Source organism: Streptomyces sp. NPDC006365 (genome assembly GCF_042870755.1).
Taxonomy (GTDB): domain Bacteria; phylum Actinomycetota; class Actinomycetes; order Streptomycetales; family Streptomycetaceae; genus Streptomyces; species Streptomyces xiangluensis.
Map to the genome: position 1 here is coordinate 90,388 of NZ_JBIAHS010000012.1, position 15,456 is coordinate 105,843.

The window sequence follows — 15,456 nt, forward strand, 5'->3', positions numbered from 1 at the left end:
CCGAATGCAATAGAGGTCAAGATCACGTCACCCAAAGGTTTGAGTAGCTCCCCCGAGGGGTTGACGTAAGGGCGGCGAGTGGGTGGCACAGGGGTTGACACAAGAGGCGCAGCCGGTTTCCGGAATGGCTCCCACCACTCCGGGACCCGAAGCCTGCACCGTACCCCAAAGGGTCTAGCCTCGCGATGTGGACAATTCTCGCACCCGGCCGCGCGTCGGCCACATCCAGTTCCTGAACTGCCTGCCCCTGTACTGGGGGCTCGCTCGTACAGGGACGCTTCTCGACTTCGAGCTCACCAAGGACACCCCGGAACAGCTCAGCGAGCAGCTCGTGCGCGGCGATCTCGACATCGGGCCCATCACGCTCGTCGAGTTCCTCAAGCACGCCGACGAACTGGTCGCCTTCCCCGACATCGCGGTCGGCTGCGACGGCCCGGTGATGTCCTGCGTGATCGTCTCCCAGGTCCCGCTGGAGGACCTGGACGGCGCCAGAGTCGCCCTCGGCTCGACCTCGCGCACGTCGGTACGGCTCGCGGAGCTGCTGCTGGCCGAGCGGTTCGGCGTACAGCCCTCGTACTACACCTGCCCGCCCGACCTCGCCCTGATGATGCGGGAGGCCGAGGCCGCCGTACTCATCGGTGACGCGGCGCTGCGCGCCAACCTGCTCGACGGACCGCAGTACGGGCTCGCCGTGCACGACCTGGGCGCGCTGTGGAAGGAGTGGACGGGCCTGCCGTTCGTCTTCGCGGTCTGGGCCGCGCGCCGCGAGTACCTGGAGCGCGAGCCGGTCCTCACGCGCAAGGTCCACGAGGCCTTCCTCGCGTCCAGGGACCTGTCGCTGGAAGAGGTCGGCAAGGTCGCCGAGCAGGCGGCGCGCTGGGAGGCCTTCGACGAGAGAGTTCTGGAGAACTACTTCACGACGCTCGACTTCCGTTTCGGCGCGCCGCAGTTGGAGGCCGTCACGGAGTTCGCCCGCCGGGTCGGCCCGACGACCGGCTTCCCGGCGGATGTGAAGGTGGCTCTGCTGGAGCCGTAGGACGGCGAAAGTGCACGCTGGCGGCAGCGTACCGGCGCGCCCAAATCCCTTGTTTCGAACCCTTGTTGGGCTAAAGTCACCCCGTTGATCGACCCTAGGGAGGGATACGTGCGTCGTTACAGCGTCGCGCTCCTGGCTGCCGCGGCAACTGCCGGACTTGTCATGACGGGGGCGCCGTCCGCTTCGGCGGCAGCCCAGCTCAAGAGCTGCTCAACGTCGGACGGCGGGGCGTCCGGTGGCATGCAGTGGAACTGGACGAGCAAGAAGACCATGGATGTCGCGCTGATCCTGGCCGACACCGAGAAGGACGGCGCCTGGGTGCGCATCCGGCTCGACATCACCACCGGTGCAGGCAACCGCTACAGCTATGGCTGGCGCGAACTCCACGACGGCAACGGTTCGAACAAGACCTGGACGACGACCGCCACGCACGCGAGTGGCATCGTCAGCGCGCGCGTCCAGGTCGAGAACGTCAAGGGCTCCAGCCCGCTCGCGACGTGCTACAGCGGCAAGGCCTACAACGACTACTACTAGGTCGTTTCGCAGGCAGTTTCACGGACGGGCCCTTGCGGAATGCCAGGGCCCGTCCGCTCGTTTTCCTCACCCTGGAATGACAACCGTGCGAAGTTCTCCGTCGCCGAGATGCAGGAGGCCTTTGCCCGGGGCTATCTGGCCGCCGACCATGCTGCGTGACATTCGTAGGCCGATGAGGTCGCCGCTCGACGATTCCTGGGGGGAGAGGAGGAGGCCGCGGCGGCTCTTCTTCGCGTCGACCTGCCAGCCTGAGAAGCCGCTGCAGACGTCCTCCTCGTCACCCCCGATGACAAGCGCCAGTCCCCGTTCGGCGCCGCGCTGGACGATCCGCTTCATCTGAGGCCCGGCGTCGCAGTCCTCGAGGATTTCGCCGTCGTCGACAAGTACGGCGATCGGTTCGTCCATGGACGCCGACTCGATGATCTCCTCGAAGTCGTCCTCGTCGATGTCGTCGCCGGTGTACACCTTCAACACGCCATCGGCGCCGTCTAGTTGGCGCAGCGGTGACTGGCGTGGAGTGGCGATGACGAGACGTACTCCCTGAGCCAGATACGACTGCGCGAGGTTCATCAACGCCGTCGAGCGGCCCGACTTGGCGGGACCTGCGATGACGAACGCCGGCACACCCTGGGCGAGGTCCGGGCCGAATCCGACGATCTCGTCACCTCCGATGCCCACCATTGCCCACAGCTTGGAACGGGAAGCGTCGGGGTCGCGGAGTTCCCAGGCGTCGCCGAAGGAGATCCGGCTCGGCAGGCTGTCGACACGGAACGGGCGCCTGGCACGCGGTACTCCGGCGTCCCGCTCCGCCGCTGCCTCGCCGATCGCCGTGAGGGCTGCGGCCTGGCCCTGACCGGTGGTGTCCTCGGAGAGCAGAGCGAACTGTGTCTCCGTACCGGACTCGTTCTTGAAGCCGCGGCCCGGAGGAATCTCCTCCGGCACCTTGCGGGTCGGGATGCCGAGCGTCGAGAAGTCGCTGCGATCAGCCAGCCGCAGCCCGTACTTGTCCTCGGTCAGGGTCGCGATACGGCCGACCAGCAGCGTGCGGTCGCCCGTCAGCACCAGGTGGATGCCGACACTCGCGCCCTCGCGCATCATCGTGGTGAGCTCGTCTGTGAGCGAGCCGTGGTCGATCTCGCCGAGTGTGGGAATCCAGCCCTCCCAGCGGTCCAGCAGGATGACGATGTGCGGCAGTCGCTCGTCCTCGGCAGCTGCGGCCCGCTGTTCTCCGATGTCCGCGAATCCGCTCTCGGCCAACAGGTCTTGGCGTCGGGAGAGTTCGCCCTTGAGGCGGTTGACCAGCCTGACCACGCGCTCGGTCTGGTTGCGCCCGACGACCGCGCCGCAGTGCGGCAGGCGGGTCAGTGCGTTGAGCGCACCGTTGCCGCAGTCGATGCCGTAGAGGTGGACGTCGGCACACGAGTGCGTGCGGGCCAGGGAGCCCGCGATGGTCCGCAGGATCTGGGAGCGGCCACTACGCGGCGCCCCACCGATCATCAGATGCCCGAAGGCGGAGAAGTCCACGGCGACCGGGCGGCGCGCCTGGGCGGCCGGCAGGTCCTCGACGCCGTACGGAGCAGGCGGCAGCGCGCCCGGGGTTTCCGCCACCTGCGGCGTCGGGATCTCGTCGAGCAGCAGCGTCTCGGAGAGCGCGGGCAGCCAGGGGCTGTGCTGGGCCGGAATGCCCAGTGCCTGGTTGGCGTCGCGTACCGCGTCGACCAGGACCTTCAGATCGGTGATCTCTTCTTCTTCCCGCGCCTCGGCCTTCGGCTTCACCAGCGCGGTACGACCCAGATCCTCCCAGGTGAGTGCGCCCGCCCAGGGGGCGAGGAGCTGCGGGTCCGCGGCTCCGGGGCGGCGCCCACCGACGCGTCCCGACTGGAAGGGGACCAGCGAGGCATGCCCGAGCCGCACGTAGGCACGACCCGGGGTGCCCTTCGAGATGTGCCCGGCTTCGGGGGAGTCGATGACATCGGTGGACTCGCCGCCGTCCGTCACACGCAACGCGATACGGAGGTTCGTGTTGGCGCGGATCTCGGGGGACACCACGCCGCTCGGCCGCTGCGTGGCCAGGAGCAGGTGGATGCCGAGCGAACGGCCTCGCTGGGCGATGTTGACGAGACCTGTCACGAAGTCGGGCAGGTCGCGCACCATCGATGCGAACTCGTCGATGACGATGAGCAGTCGGGGCACGGGAGGGTGCGAGGGATCGCGTCGTACGAGGTCTTGATAGTCCTCGATGTCCTTGGCGTCGGCGGCGGCGAGGATGTGCTCACGCCGCTTCAGTTCGGCGCCGAGCGATTCCAGGGCCCTCTCGACGAGGTGTGCGTCGAGGTCGGTGACCATACCGACCGTGTGCGGCAGCTTCACGCAGTCCTTGAACGCCGAGCCACCTTTGTAGTCGACGAGCACGAACGTCATGTTCTCGGGGGTGTTGGCAACCGCGAGCGCGGCCACGATGGTCTGCAACAGCTCCGATTTACCCGAACCGGTCGTACCGGCGATCAGACCGTGCGGCCCGTCCTTGCGCATGTCGATGCCGAACGGCCCGTCGTACGACTCACCGATGACCGCCAACGTCGACTGGCCGCCCATACGCCAGCGCGCGGTGATGGCATCGCTCGTGGGCGGCTCCAGCTGCAGTACGTCGAGCAGGCGGCTGGAGGCGGGAAGCGCGGAGTCCTCCGTCTCGCCGCTGATGTCGCGCAGCGGCGACAGCGAGCGGGCCAGGCGGAGGCACCAGGCGGCTGAGACGAAGTCGGGGCGCACCTGGGCGACCCGTTCGGTCCCAGCCTCCTCGACTCGCAGCCGCAGCTTGTCGGTTCCGTCGCGTCCGGAGGGTTGGTTCCCGGCCGTGTGCCAGGCCTGCATGGAAGGGAAATTTCCGGCGGCCGGCCGGGGGATGCCGCCTTGGGGCTGCTGATCCGCGTCCGTTGCCTGGCTGTTCGCCTCGCCGGGCTCCTGCGGCTTCGGCTCGGCGATGACCATGGCCTGGCACTCGCCTGGCAGGAACCGCTCCTCGGCGTCGAGACACAGCGCGTACATCGACACGCTCGGACCCTCGCGCAGCAGCCGCACTACTCCTGGCAGAGACCGCAGCCGGCGGGAACCGTCCCAGATGACGACGATGTCCGGGTCACTGAAGGACGAGGCCTGTCCACGGTTCTCCTGCGCCGCCTTAGTACGCGCGTCGAGGATCTGCGTCAGTTCACCGATGCGAGCACCGACGGTTTCGGCGTCGGTGCCGATCAGCAGATTGATGTCCTGGCCGCCGGAAGGCCGCGCGTGCGGCAGCCAGCGCACCCAGTCCCAGCTGTCCTGAGCGGTGTTCTCACTCAGAACGTAGAACTGCACATCCATCGGGCTGTGCAGGGCCGCGGTCTGCGCCACTGCCCAACGGCCGAGCGCACGGGCCGAGTCGCCCGGTCCCGCCATGCCGATGACCCCGAGGGAGCGCAGCGACAGCGCGACGGGTGCGTCCTCGATCTTCCAGGTGACCTGCCGACGATGCTCGTCCTGCTCGGGGTCGTCCAGTACGACCTCCGACGGAAGCTGCCCTGTGCCCACGCGCACCAGCAGATGGTCGCGGTCGGTGCGCCGCCGCTCCCACAACCGGGTACGCGGACCAGTGCCGAGGGAGAGAATCGTGGCGGGGTCGGGAATGGCGTGTCGCCGGTCGAGGCGCTCGGTGACGAGGGCTTCCTGTGCGTCCTTCTCGATGCGCTGCTTGTGTTCCTTGTACTCCTTGACCTGCTTCGCATGGGACTTCCTCCCATGCTTTTTGTCCATGAAGTAGTTGCCGAAGAGTATGAGCGGGCTCAGGACCGCCATGATCAGGTAGTACCAGCGACCGAAGATGGCCACCGCAACGACCGCGCCGACGAGCGGAGTCAGCGCCATGAGCCAGGGCAGCGGCCTTGCTTCGAAGTCCCGGGGCGGCGACGGCAGCCGGAATTTGGTCTGCCGGTCCGGAGGACGCAGCCGCGGCGGCCGGTTGTAGTCGAGGCCTATGCCGTCCTCGGACCATTTGAGGGCGGCGTCCGGCGGGGAGTACCGGGTCAGTTCCAGCAGGGTGTTTCCCACGGCGATCTGCCCGCCAAGAGGCCACTCGTCGCCTTCGAGTTCCGCTCCGTCGAGGGTGACGCCCTCCTTGCCCCCATGCACGGCGACTTGGCAAGTGCCATCGGTTGCAACTGACAACGTGAGCGCGCGGGCGTCGAGTTCTGGGTCGTCGATCCGTATGTACGACACCGATCCGCTTCCGATGTCGTACCGCCCGATCCCGAGCCGGTGCACGGCACCTGCCACGGGCCCGCCCACCACCCGCAGTTCGACCAGCCCGGTGGGCTCGCCCGGCAGACAGCCGGCGGGGTCCTGGAGGCTGACGACGGCTCCCTCCCGCAGAGGTGAGCCGACGGCGGTGGTGCTGGGGTCCAGGGCGTAGCCGTCCACGTACAACATGGGCGCGCCGTTCCTGGGAGCCTGATGCTGCCCGAGCGGGATGACTTGGGCACCGCTGTGCCCTACTTGCCGCGCCAGTTCCTGAGCGATGTCCCCGACAGTGGACTCAGGATCCGCATCGAGCACGACGTCGGCGGTTTCACCGCCGAATGGATCGACAACGGTCAGAGTCAGGCGCACGCTTGTCCTCCCCACGGCCCTGTGGCCGCTTCCGCAACGCGGGCCACAGTGGGAGCGACGATATCGGCTCACTATCACTGGAGGGCAACGGGCCGCCTCCTGCGCCTTCCCATTGGCAACGCCCTGTGCACCAGTTCACGGCCGATTGTTCGGGGACGGGGATGTGTCCTCATGGGCCCCACCCGTAAGCTGCTGGCTCAAGAGCGGAAGATCGCACCGATCGCACAATCCGCATCAAGAGGTGCCACGGGGGTTGGCCCTGCGGCGAGTTGACTAGGGAGTGGCTGTATGGCCAAGGACCTTGACATCACATACCAGGACATGCGGGATGCGGCCAAGCATGTCGTGAAGGAGAAGGAAAGGGTCCAGGAGAAGCTCGACGGCTTGCGGAAGTACATCGCGAACCTGGTCGAGAGCGGCTACGTCACCAAGAGCTCGTCGAAGGCCTTCGACGAGAACTTCGACGAGTTCGTCCGCGGGGCCAAGGACACCATGGACGGCCTGGACGGCATGGGTGACTACCTGACCATGGCTGCGGACAAGTTCGAGCAGATTGATGAGGAACTGGCGCGGTCGGCCAAGAAGTGATGCGCAGCTGACTTCTTTGGTGTGACGGTGTGGCGGGCCGAGTGTCTGCCACACCGTTCTTCTTTCTGTCTCTTTGAGCCTGCCTCACGGAATGCCGCCGTTCCGTCGAATTCCCGGGCTGAGGTGTCCTCGGCGTCACGGGCGAGATCCATGAGAACGGCCCCGGGCTCGACGTTCTCCGTCGGAGAGCGCTCAGCGGCTCGGAGACCGCGGGGTGGGCGTTCTGTGCATCCGCTCGGCGGGGAGGTAGAGCGTCAGGCAGAACGGACATGCGTCTGTCTCAGGTGACGCTAGGTCACTCGCTCAATCTGTTCCGACAGCCCGTGCCCGTGTCGCGCGCAAGCCTCTTTCGGTCGTTGCCCCCTGTGACTCGCACGTGATCGTTCCGCCGGGAGAACAGAAGGATGCGGCCGATGAACTGTCCGAGTTTTTATGGCGGAATGATTCGATTTGACTCGCTTGGTGTTGCATCGTCGATACAAAACGAGGCGTGGGGTGGTTCAGCTTGAAACGCCCTGCTCCTGCCTGTGCGGGTCCAGCGAAGTGTGCGTGTGTGTGATACGTGAACTTCTTCAGGTGGCCCATTGTGGCGATGATAGTTTCGCGGTGTTGTGCCAGGTGAGCCCGGAGGGCTGGCCGATTCTGTGAACGGGGATACCGGTGGGTAATTCAGACCTGACGGTCGACATCACGCTGTTGAAGGCGACGGAGAAGCAACTCCGCTTTATCCAGGGCGAGTTCGAGGGGATTGAGGACTGGAAGCAGGAGCTTCGAGCCGCGGTCGGAGCGGAACGCATGGTCAAGGCCATGTCCACATTTGTCGACAACTGGGACAGGCATCGGGGGGAGCTTGTCGAGGAGATCGACAAGATCGGCGGCTGGGTCAGCTCGACTCGTAAGGCCTTCGAGAAGGCCGATCTGGACCTGGCGGAAGCGGCCAACAAGGCGAAGCAGGAAAAGAAGAGAGGGAAGTGACGATGGCTCGCCCTGTGGACTGGCACCCTCTGGCGGACAGTGATCCGGTGCCCGGATCCGTCAAGGACATCGAGGACGAAGTCGAGCACATGAAGAACGTCGCTAGGAAGCTGCGCGACCAGGCCGACAAACTCCATAAGATTGCCAAAAAAGAGGGCTTGAAGGGTAAGTACTCGGACAAGTTGACCGAGGGGGCGGCCGAACTCGGCAAAAAGCTCGACCAGACCGCAGAGCGGTACGAGGGTGTCAAGACGCATCTGTCGGGCTGGGCGGGTGAGTTGCGGAGCGCCCAGGCCGCCGCCGGGAACGCGCTCGAACTGGCCAAGAGCGACAAGGGGCAGGCCAAGGAAGACTTGAAGAAGGCCACCGACAGATACCACGAGCAGGCCGACCACTATGCGTCGTTGATCGAGAAGGCCATCGACGACGATCCCCTCACTGACAGCTGGTGGGACAACGTCAAGGACTGGATCGACAAGAACGCCGGCTGGCTGAAGGTAGTCATCGAGGTGGCCAGCTATGTGGCTACCGCGCTCGCTATCGCGGCGATCTTTGTCTCCGGTATCGGGATCGGAATGGTCCTTGCTGCGGGGATCGCTGTGCTGGTGGCGAGAGTGGCGATGGCTGCGGCTGGGCAGGGCTCCTGGGCAGATGTCGCGCTGGACGTGTTTGCGCTGGCCACCATGGGCCTTGGACGCGGTGCGGTGTCCGGCCTGAAGGCCGGGCAGGCCGCAACGCGACTGGCTGCGGGGCAGGGCGCCAAGAAGGCCGCCACCAGTGCCGCGAAGAACGGCATGAACAAGGTGTATGGGCAAGCGGGCCGTACTCTCGCCAACAAGGGCGCGTCCAAGGCGCAGAAGCGCGCGGCCCGGGAAGCCATCGAGCAGGCGGACGCGCTGGCCGCAAAGGCGGGTGAGGGCGCCGAGAAGCTGGCTACGAAGGCCCCGTTGCCCAAGGTCAGCAAGGTGGACATCCTCAAGGCAGGTGGAGACAAGGACGCGGCCGTGGCGTACAAGGACATCGTGAAGACGCGGGCTTCCTACGTGGAACACAGCGGCGTTCACACGGCCAGCCAGGGCGCCGAGAGCTATCTGCGCCACAGCCAGCAAGTCTTCATGGCCGGACAGGGGATCGACCTGGGCGGAAAGGCCCTCGGCGCCAGCGACACCGTGACCGACAAGCCATATCTCGAGCCGTTCCAGGACTACAAGAACGAGTACACCGCCGAAGTCGGGTCCACTTGGTGACCCGCCGCGAGCCGGGCGAGCGCTACTTCGAGGGCCTCGAGCGAAGCAGGCAGGAGAAGGCGCGGGCGCCGGAGGAAGCGGAGCGTGCCTATTCCAAGGACGTCGCTTTTGTGCGTGTGATCTCGATGGTGCCGCCGCTCCTGTTCTGCGCGGCCATGGTCGTGGGCGCGGCGTCGGACGACGTTGCGATGATCGTCCTGCGGTATGTGCTGGGACCGGCCGGCGTCGTGGCCACGGCCTTCATGGTCGGGCTGATCCTCAAGTACGAGCGTTCGCCCCAGCGGGACTTCGGCATTCCGGTGGTGGTTTTCGGCGGCGCCCTCCTGAACTGCCTGGCCGGGTTCGCGACGGACTCGCTCGCCTACGTACTGATCCCGCTGGTGGCGCCCCTCACCCAGTGGGCGCTACCGAAGCTCCGCATCCGGCGGAAGGGAAACCGTGACTGACCGCGCCATCACAGCTCCCCACGGCTACCAGCTGATCCTGCCGCCGGAATGGGTTCGCATCCCGATGCGATCCGGGACCGACGAGGCGATACGGACGATTGTCGACGACGCCTTCGCCGCACTACCCGCGGACGCGCCTCGCGACAGAATCGGTCCGTACCGGCGTGAGTTGGAACGACGCCTGAAGGACGCCGTCAAGGAAGCCAGGCGAGCCGAGGCGCTGGATCTGTACCTGCCGCTGGAGCAGATGCACGGCATCGCCGTCCCCGCCTCGATCGTGGTGTCGGAGATGCAGTTCCCAGACGAGGTCGCGGTCGATCCCTCGGCCGTGGCGCGCCGCCTCCTCGAGGCGCCCGGGCGGGATGGTGAGACAAGTTTCGTCGAGGTCGACGAGGTACGCGGTGTCCGTACGGAACGGACGGTCGCCGCCGGTGCCCCGGGCGGCGGAGAGCTGGGATCGCGCCATGTCGACTACATCGTCCCGGTCCCCGGCGACCGCGGACGCTGGGTCGGCGTGGTCTTCTCCACCCTCGGAGCGGGCGACCCCGAGGACGAACTCGCCGACCTCTTTGTGGAACTGTTCGACGCGATGATGACCACCTTCCGTTGGAGCCGCTCGTGAGCTGGCCGTATGTGGACTACGACACCGACCTGTGGATGCAGATCCCGAGCTCGTGGGAAGGCACCCCGTGGAAGGGGCCCAAGGAGTGGGGCCGCTACATGTCCGAGGCATGGTGGGGCGACAGCGACTTCGAACCGAGCCGCAAGGACCTCAAGGGCCTGGCCGCCACCTTGCAGGCCTGCGCGGAGCGATTCCCGCAGAGCCACCCTGGCTTCGACGTTTACCTTCATCTGCCGGACCCGCGGCTCATGCCGCTGCCCGTATACGTCGCCTCTGTCGAGGCGGACGGAGACCGTGAGGAGACTCTTCGGGAACTGGTCACCACGGACGACCCGGACCTTGTGGAGAAGCCGATCGTGGAGGACTTCACCACCGAAGCGCTCGGCACCGGCTTGCGTTCCTTGCGCTATACGCAGACGGAGGAGGATCGCACGATCATCGCGGGCGTGCGGTACGCCTGGCGCAGCGAGGAGGCCGACTGCGACGTTCTGGTCATCGTCGCGGCCCCGGACCCGCGCCGGGTCCTTGGCGCCATGGACGACATCGACGCATTTGTCGGGCGGATCAGCGTGACGGCCGGCAGGGGATGACCGGCCGCCCGGTCCGCGGTCGTTGACAGCGGAACGGTGTATCCCGTGGTGGAAGCTCAACTCGACCCGGTGCAGACGTGGTCTCGGGTGCTCCGCAACGGGCAGATCATCGGCACTCAACTGCAATCAGCACATGACGAAGCCCACGGATGGCGTCGAGTGAAGACCTCGGCCTGAAGTGGGCGATGGAACGCGGCTTTCGCGTCAGAACGCCCTGGCGGCAGGCATTTGGCTGCTCATTCGTGCGGGACTTCTTCGACCACGGTCTCCCCGAGGCGCCACGAGCCCCGACTGCCTGCCGCCTCCGCGCGCAGCCCCATGTCCCAGGCGATCCGGGCGGCCCGGCGCTGCGACACGTCGGGGTAGTCCTCCGGGTGCACCTTGATGTAGCTGTGTCGGTCGGCGGGGAACGTGCGCAGGGCCTCGCGCAGCTTCTGCTCCTGCGAGGCCTGTGCCTTCCGTATCGCGGCTGACCGTCTTTCGTCGTCCCGCTGCTTCGCGGTGTCCGATCCTCGCCGTGTCATCCAGCCGACAGAGCCGAGCGCGGCGAGAGCGAACGCCACTGACCAGAACACCTCACCGGTGACGTCTGCCTGGCCCGGCGTCTGGCAGGGAGGTGCACACGATGAACAGCGCCGCGGTCGCGCTGGAATCTCCGGCGGCCCCCAACTTCCGGATCAGCACGACGAGAAGCACCCAATGCACGATCCACAGGGGCACGAGGAGTCCGGAGCCGAAGTCGTCCTCCAGGAGGAACATCCCTGTGATCACGGCGAGCACGTAGCAGTCGGTGCCGATCGCCAGCGTGACGCGGTACCGCGGACGCCTCTCCTGCGCCTCGTCCTCCGTATCGGCACTCATGCTTGTCTCTCTGTTCCTCCGGCATCCAAGGGCGAGAGCCGCTCGGCGCACCACCGATAGTGCCGACTGCTCCGCGTATTCCGCGATACGGAGCGCTCAAGTGGAAACGGGTGGTGCGCATGCGGCGCATGGACCCGGGCGAGCCTCGTACGCGTGCTCCATGTCCAACGTCATGGTCCGCCTCCCCGCTGAAGTCCACGACCAGCACGCCCGTCAGGACAGCTTGCGGCTTCCTCCAGGGTGAGGCGCGCGGCCGGGGGGGGGCTTGCGGCACGTCCGCAGGCTCAACCGGCGCCGCGTCCTAGCTCGTTACGGCCGCGGTATACGACCTCGCGGAGCCCCCCCGACCGACCAATGCCGCCCGCCTCGGCACAGGCGGCATCTATCGACTGCTCCTCGGCTTCTACCGTGTCACGTACGAAGACGGTGACCGTGGAGGTCCTCAGCGTCGGTCGCAGCGATCGTCCACGTTGAGTCGCGGCCGTGACGATGGGCACCTGGGCAGCGTAGGGCGCGGCCGGTTCCAGAAAGCTGAACCGGCCGCGAGCCGTCCGCTCCGATCAGCGGTTGGTCAGCAGTAGGGCTGCGGTCGCGGTGAGCGCGGCAGCAACGGGCAAAGTGCGGCGTTTCACTGTGGACTCTCCGTGAGGCATAGGTTCAGTCAAGAGCCATGACGGTATCCGTGGGGCTGGTGGTTTCGCCAGGCTGGACTTCCCTTGTTGGCATGGGCATTTGGGGATCCAGTAGAGCAAGTCGGTCGGCTTCTGTGTCCTGATCGTGTCCAAGCCGGCGCGCCCTGCGACGGACACTGGGGAGGGCGTCCGTCGCAGGGCGCGGCAGTGGGGCTTTGCGGGAGTTATCGGGGTGTTCTGCATCTCCGGCAACTGCAGGGTGGGAAGGCGGCCATTCGTGGAGTTGGGTCTACGCGGCTGCCTGTCCAGGTGTGGAGTTCACCGCGGTCCTGAGTGGTGGTGACGTCCTCTGTGACCTTGTAGACGCGGATCGTCATCCGTTGATGCGCGTGCCGTGGTGTCCAGGAGTTCCAGGGCGTCCGTCAGGGGTGGGTAGTGCTCGGCGCAGTCCTTGCAGGCGTAGACGTTGAAGCCGGGGCCGGTTGCCGCGTGGACCTCGTGGACGAGTACCGGTTCGTTCGTGGTGCAGTGGCAGCGGGCGCACATCCGTACCGGTGGGTGGTGGTTCACCGGGCGGCTGCCGGTACGCGTACGCCGTGGATGTGGGCCGGGCTCGCGTCGATGCCCAGGGTTGCCAGGTAGAGGGCGCGGCGGCCTGCGCGTTGGCGGCGGCGTTCCAGGTGTGACGCGGGGTGCCGAGGAGTCTGCTGACGCCCGTAGTGCTGGTGCTAACGGGCCGTGTCTCCAGAAGCGGGGCCCGTGGCGCTTCCGCCCTGACCGCGCAGACGCCCGAGCCTCCGAGGCGCGTCGCGACTGGGGTCCCATTGGAAGGTGAAAGGGGTTCGTTGGTCTGGCGTGACGAGCGGTTCCGGTTCGCTGCTGGGATGGTCGGGGTCTTGATCGTCCTGGCGACCGTCGGAGTTGTTCTCGTGTTCGGGCTCGGCACCTTGAAGTGGCTCGTGCGCGACTCAGCGCCGACTCTGATGGGCTGGCCCGGTGGGCCTTGGGCTGGCGGAGGCGTTTTCGGGTTGGTGACGGTCTTCGGCAGCCTTGGCGGGTTGCGGCTTGCGCCCGGCTTCGTGGCGGGGGCTGGGCCCAGGCGTGCGTTGCATACCGCGGGATCCGGGCTCTGCTGGGGGCTGGCGTTCTGCGCCGGGATGTACATGCTGCATGCCCTCGACCCCCGGCAGGGGTTGCCGGTCCGGGCCGAGTTGCAAGTACATCCCGGGCACGGGCAGCGCATTTCTCGCGTACGCCATTACCGCGGGCGTGGTCGGCCGGCTCGTCCACCGATGGCGTGCCGCGCGGGCCGAGGAAAGCCGGGTGCGGGAGCGGGAGCGTATGCGGAAGCTCCGTAGGAAAGGCAAAAGAAGGAGCCGGGCGGCCGCTCGCCGGGGGTGACATGACGCCGTCGGTTGAATCTCGGGTCTTCCCCGGGGAGCCGAAGGAGGCCGCTCCGGCGGGCCTGCGACCAGTCATGATGCTCGCAAGACAGGAACGTTGGCACTCGCTCCGTCAATCCCGCGTCCGTTCCGCAGCCGTGACGCCGCGCGAGAAGTCACCCCGCCCCACCCGGAGCGCCAAGCAGTCATCCGGACCTGCCAGCAGGGAGCCGTACCCCGTCCTCGCCCAGAGGCTGTTGGACACCTCGAAGTACGGCACAGGTCGGTCGTCGTGCTCCGTCGTGTCCATGAGTACCTCCGGAGCGCGTCGCGAGCGCACCGCCTCGGTGCAGGTAGCGCACGTCGCCACCCTGAGCGATTCGCGGTGGCCGAGGAGCCGCCAGTTGGTGCGGGAAGTGGCGCGGCCGTGGAGGGGGTTGAAGAAGCAGAGGGGGAGGGGAGTGGGGGTGGCGGAGGCTGCCAGGGCGTCGTGGCCCTCGGCGACCAGGGCCAGGACTCCGGCCAGGTCCGGGACACCGCGGGATGCGTCGAGGACGGTGCCGGCGGCGGCGTAGGCGTCAAGGACGCGTTGGAGGGCGGGGGTTGATGGGGCTGCCGACTGGACCGATTCGCCGAGGGAAAGAATCTCCGCCTCGGCCCGGCGGCGGAGTTCCGCCTCGTCGGCCGTGCGGGCCGCGGTGAGCACGGCACGGTGGTATGGGAGGGGCGTGCCTCGGCGGCGTACGAAGAGGAAGGCGACGAAGGCTGCCGCGAGCGCCAGTACGGCGATCAGTGTCGGCCACAGCCAGGGCGGCGTTGAAGTGTTTCTGTCAGGGCGGGAGTTCGATGGGGACGAGCTGTCGCCCAAGTCCTCCGTCGCCTCCTCGTACGCCTTCTCCCCGTCCTCCTCCTCCACCAGCTCGATCGCCTTCGCCGTCCGGTCCGCCAGGCCCGCGTCCTCCATCTCGTCCAGGAAACCGACCGCGGTCACCGCATCCTGCGCCTGGTGGGCCTCGCCCGGCCATTCGTAACCGTTCAGGGAGTCGGTGAAGTCGCCGTCCGTGGTGATGAGGATCAGGTCGCGCACGCCGAGGCGGTCGTGGACGATCTCCGCGAGTGTGGCCGAGTCGCCGTTGAAGGGGTCGCCCTTGGTGAGGGGAGTCAGAACCACCTTGATGGGGAGGCCGGTTCGCGCGATCTGGTCGGCCAGCTCCTGTTGCCGGTCGGGTGGGACCGAGCCCTCGTACGCAGGGTCGACGTACACGGGCGACGAGCGCAGGGCGTTCGTGATGCGTTCGCCGGGGCTCGGGGCCTTCGCCCAGGCCGCCGCCGGGACAGCGGCGAGGAGCAGCGCGGTCACGAGTGCGGTGAAGATGAGGACGGCGGGGACTCGCTTAGCTGACACTGGCACTCCCGTACGTGATAGATGAGTTGGGAAATTCCGTCGCGTACGGCGGGAAGGGGGCCCTCGGCCTCCTCGTACGGTATGCGCTCGTCGCGCCCCGTCCTCTGCCCTTGCCCCCGCCCCTGCCCCTGCAGCGTCATCCGGAGCGTGTGTACCGTGCCCGGCTCGGCGATGGCCGTGTTTGCGGCACACCTCGCAGACGGGGAGCAGGCGTCGGCGTACGGGCTCGGCGGGACCGGAGATGCGTACGTGATGGCGGCTGACCGCCGGGCCGTGCAGGGGGTTCAGGCCGCAGCAGCGGTTGTTGGTGTCGCCGGCGAGGGCAGCCCGGCCGGCGCGGGAGAGGACGATGACCGCCACCAGGGAGGCGGGCTCCACCGTGTCTTCGTCGATTCCGACATCGGCGTCGACCAGCAGCATCGCTGCGTCGAAGCAGTCCCAGGCGCGGGTGCCTGCCTCGGGGGCGGTGACGGTGGGGTCGGGTTGTCCGTCTCGGT

The 15,456-nt window shown here is 67.3% G+C and carries 12 protein-coding genes; 8 read left to right on the forward strand and 4 right to left on the reverse strand.

Translation table 11 applies throughout. The features are described 5' to 3' along the window. The first annotated feature begins 187 nt into the window (after positions 1–187). Positions 188–1,036, forward strand: a complete 849-nt coding sequence (locus tag ACFYO0_RS29005; RefSeq protein WP_388681843.1) for a menaquinone biosynthetic enzyme MqnA/MqnD family protein — start codon at positions 188–190, stop codon at positions 1,034–1,036. Positions 1,037–1,144: 108 nt separating this feature from the next. Continuing rightward, complete coding sequence (locus tag ACFYO0_RS29010) at positions 1,145–1,570, forward strand: hypothetical protein (protein ID WP_388681846.1); 426 nt, start codon at positions 1,145–1,147, stop codon at positions 1,568–1,570. Between the two features lie 66 nt (positions 1,571–1,636). Here the strand turns inward: ACFYO0_RS29010 and ACFYO0_RS29015 are convergent, their stop codons facing one another. Continuing rightward, positions 1,637–6,211 (reverse strand): FtsK/SpoIIIE domain-containing protein, encoded by a 4,575-nt coding sequence (locus ACFYO0_RS29015; RefSeq protein ID WP_388681849.1) that lies wholly within the window; start codon positions 6,209–6,211, stop codon positions 1,637–1,639. 288 nt (positions 6,212–6,499) lie between these two features. On the opposite strand from ACFYO0_RS29015, the gene ACFYO0_RS29020 reads away from it, so the two are divergent. The 6 genes from ACFYO0_RS29020 (at position 6,500) to ACFYO0_RS29045 (ending at position 10,679) form a co-directional block, all read left to right on the forward strand. Beyond that, positions 6,500–6,799 carry a WXG100 family type VII secretion target gene (locus tag ACFYO0_RS29020; RefSeq protein WP_388681851.1) on the forward strand — a complete coding sequence of 100 codons (300 nt, stop codon included), beginning with the start codon at positions 6,500–6,502 and terminating at the stop codon, positions 6,797–6,799. A 660-nt stretch (positions 6,800–7,459) separates the two neighbouring features. Then, positions 7,460–7,774: a hypothetical protein gene (locus ACFYO0_RS29025; RefSeq protein WP_388681854.1), complete on the forward strand. Its 315-nt coding sequence runs from the start codon at positions 7,460–7,462 to the stop codon at positions 7,772–7,774. A 47-nt stretch (positions 7,775–7,821) separates the two neighbouring features. Next, entirely contained in the window at positions 7,822–9,021 is a 1,200-nt protein-coding gene (locus ACFYO0_RS29030; RefSeq protein ID WP_388681857.1) for a hypothetical protein, read from the forward strand. After that, positions 9,018–9,467, forward strand: a complete 450-nt coding sequence (locus tag ACFYO0_RS29035; RefSeq protein ID WP_388681859.1) for a hypothetical protein — start codon at positions 9,018–9,020, stop codon at positions 9,465–9,467. Before ACFYO0_RS29030 ends, ACFYO0_RS29035 begins: the two co-directional genes overlap by 4 nt. Next, the gene (locus ACFYO0_RS29040) at positions 9,460–10,089 is read left to right on the forward strand and encodes a hypothetical protein (RefSeq protein ID WP_388681862.1); all 630 of its coding nucleotides are present in this window, start codon (positions 9,460–9,462) and stop codon (positions 10,087–10,089) included. The genes ACFYO0_RS29035 and ACFYO0_RS29040 overlap by 8 nt, the downstream gene beginning before the upstream one ends. Continuing rightward, positions 10,086–10,679: a hypothetical protein gene (locus ACFYO0_RS29045; protein ID WP_388681865.1), complete on the forward strand. Its 594-nt coding sequence runs from the start codon at positions 10,086–10,088 to the stop codon at positions 10,677–10,679. Before ACFYO0_RS29040 ends, ACFYO0_RS29045 begins: the two co-directional genes overlap by 4 nt. Positions 10,680–10,915: 236 nt before the next feature. On the opposite strand, the gene ACFYO0_RS29050 is transcribed toward ACFYO0_RS29045, so the two are convergent. The 3 genes from ACFYO0_RS29050 to ACFYO0_RS29060 form a co-directional block, all read right to left on the reverse strand. Then, the gene (locus tag ACFYO0_RS29050) at positions 10,916–11,242 is read right to left on the reverse strand and encodes a hypothetical protein (RefSeq protein WP_388681867.1); all 327 of its coding nucleotides are present in this window, start codon (positions 11,240–11,242) and stop codon (positions 10,916–10,918) included. Positions 11,243–11,255: 13 nt separating this feature from the next. Further along, positions 11,256–11,540, reverse strand: coding sequence for a hypothetical protein (locus tag ACFYO0_RS29055; RefSeq protein ID WP_388681870.1), 285 nt, complete (start codon positions 11,538–11,540; stop codon positions 11,256–11,258). A 2,147-nt stretch (positions 11,541–13,687) separates the two neighbouring features. Beyond that, positions 13,688–14,959: a hypothetical protein gene (locus tag ACFYO0_RS29060; protein WP_388681873.1), complete on the reverse strand. Its 1,272-nt coding sequence runs from the start codon at positions 14,957–14,959 to the stop codon at positions 13,688–13,690. Between the last annotated feature and the right edge of the window lie 497 nt (positions 14,960–15,456).

What these genes read in the sequence shown, in the direction of transcription:
- ACFYO0_RS29020 (WP_388681851.1), top strand. Translation starts at nt 6,500, where the DNA reads ATGGCCAAGGACCTTGACATCACATACCAGGACATGCGGGATGCGGCC.
- ACFYO0_RS29055 (WP_388681870.1), bottom strand. Translation starts at nt 11,540, where the DNA reads ATGAGTGCCGATACGGAGGACGAGGCGCAGGAGAGGCGTCCGCGGTAC.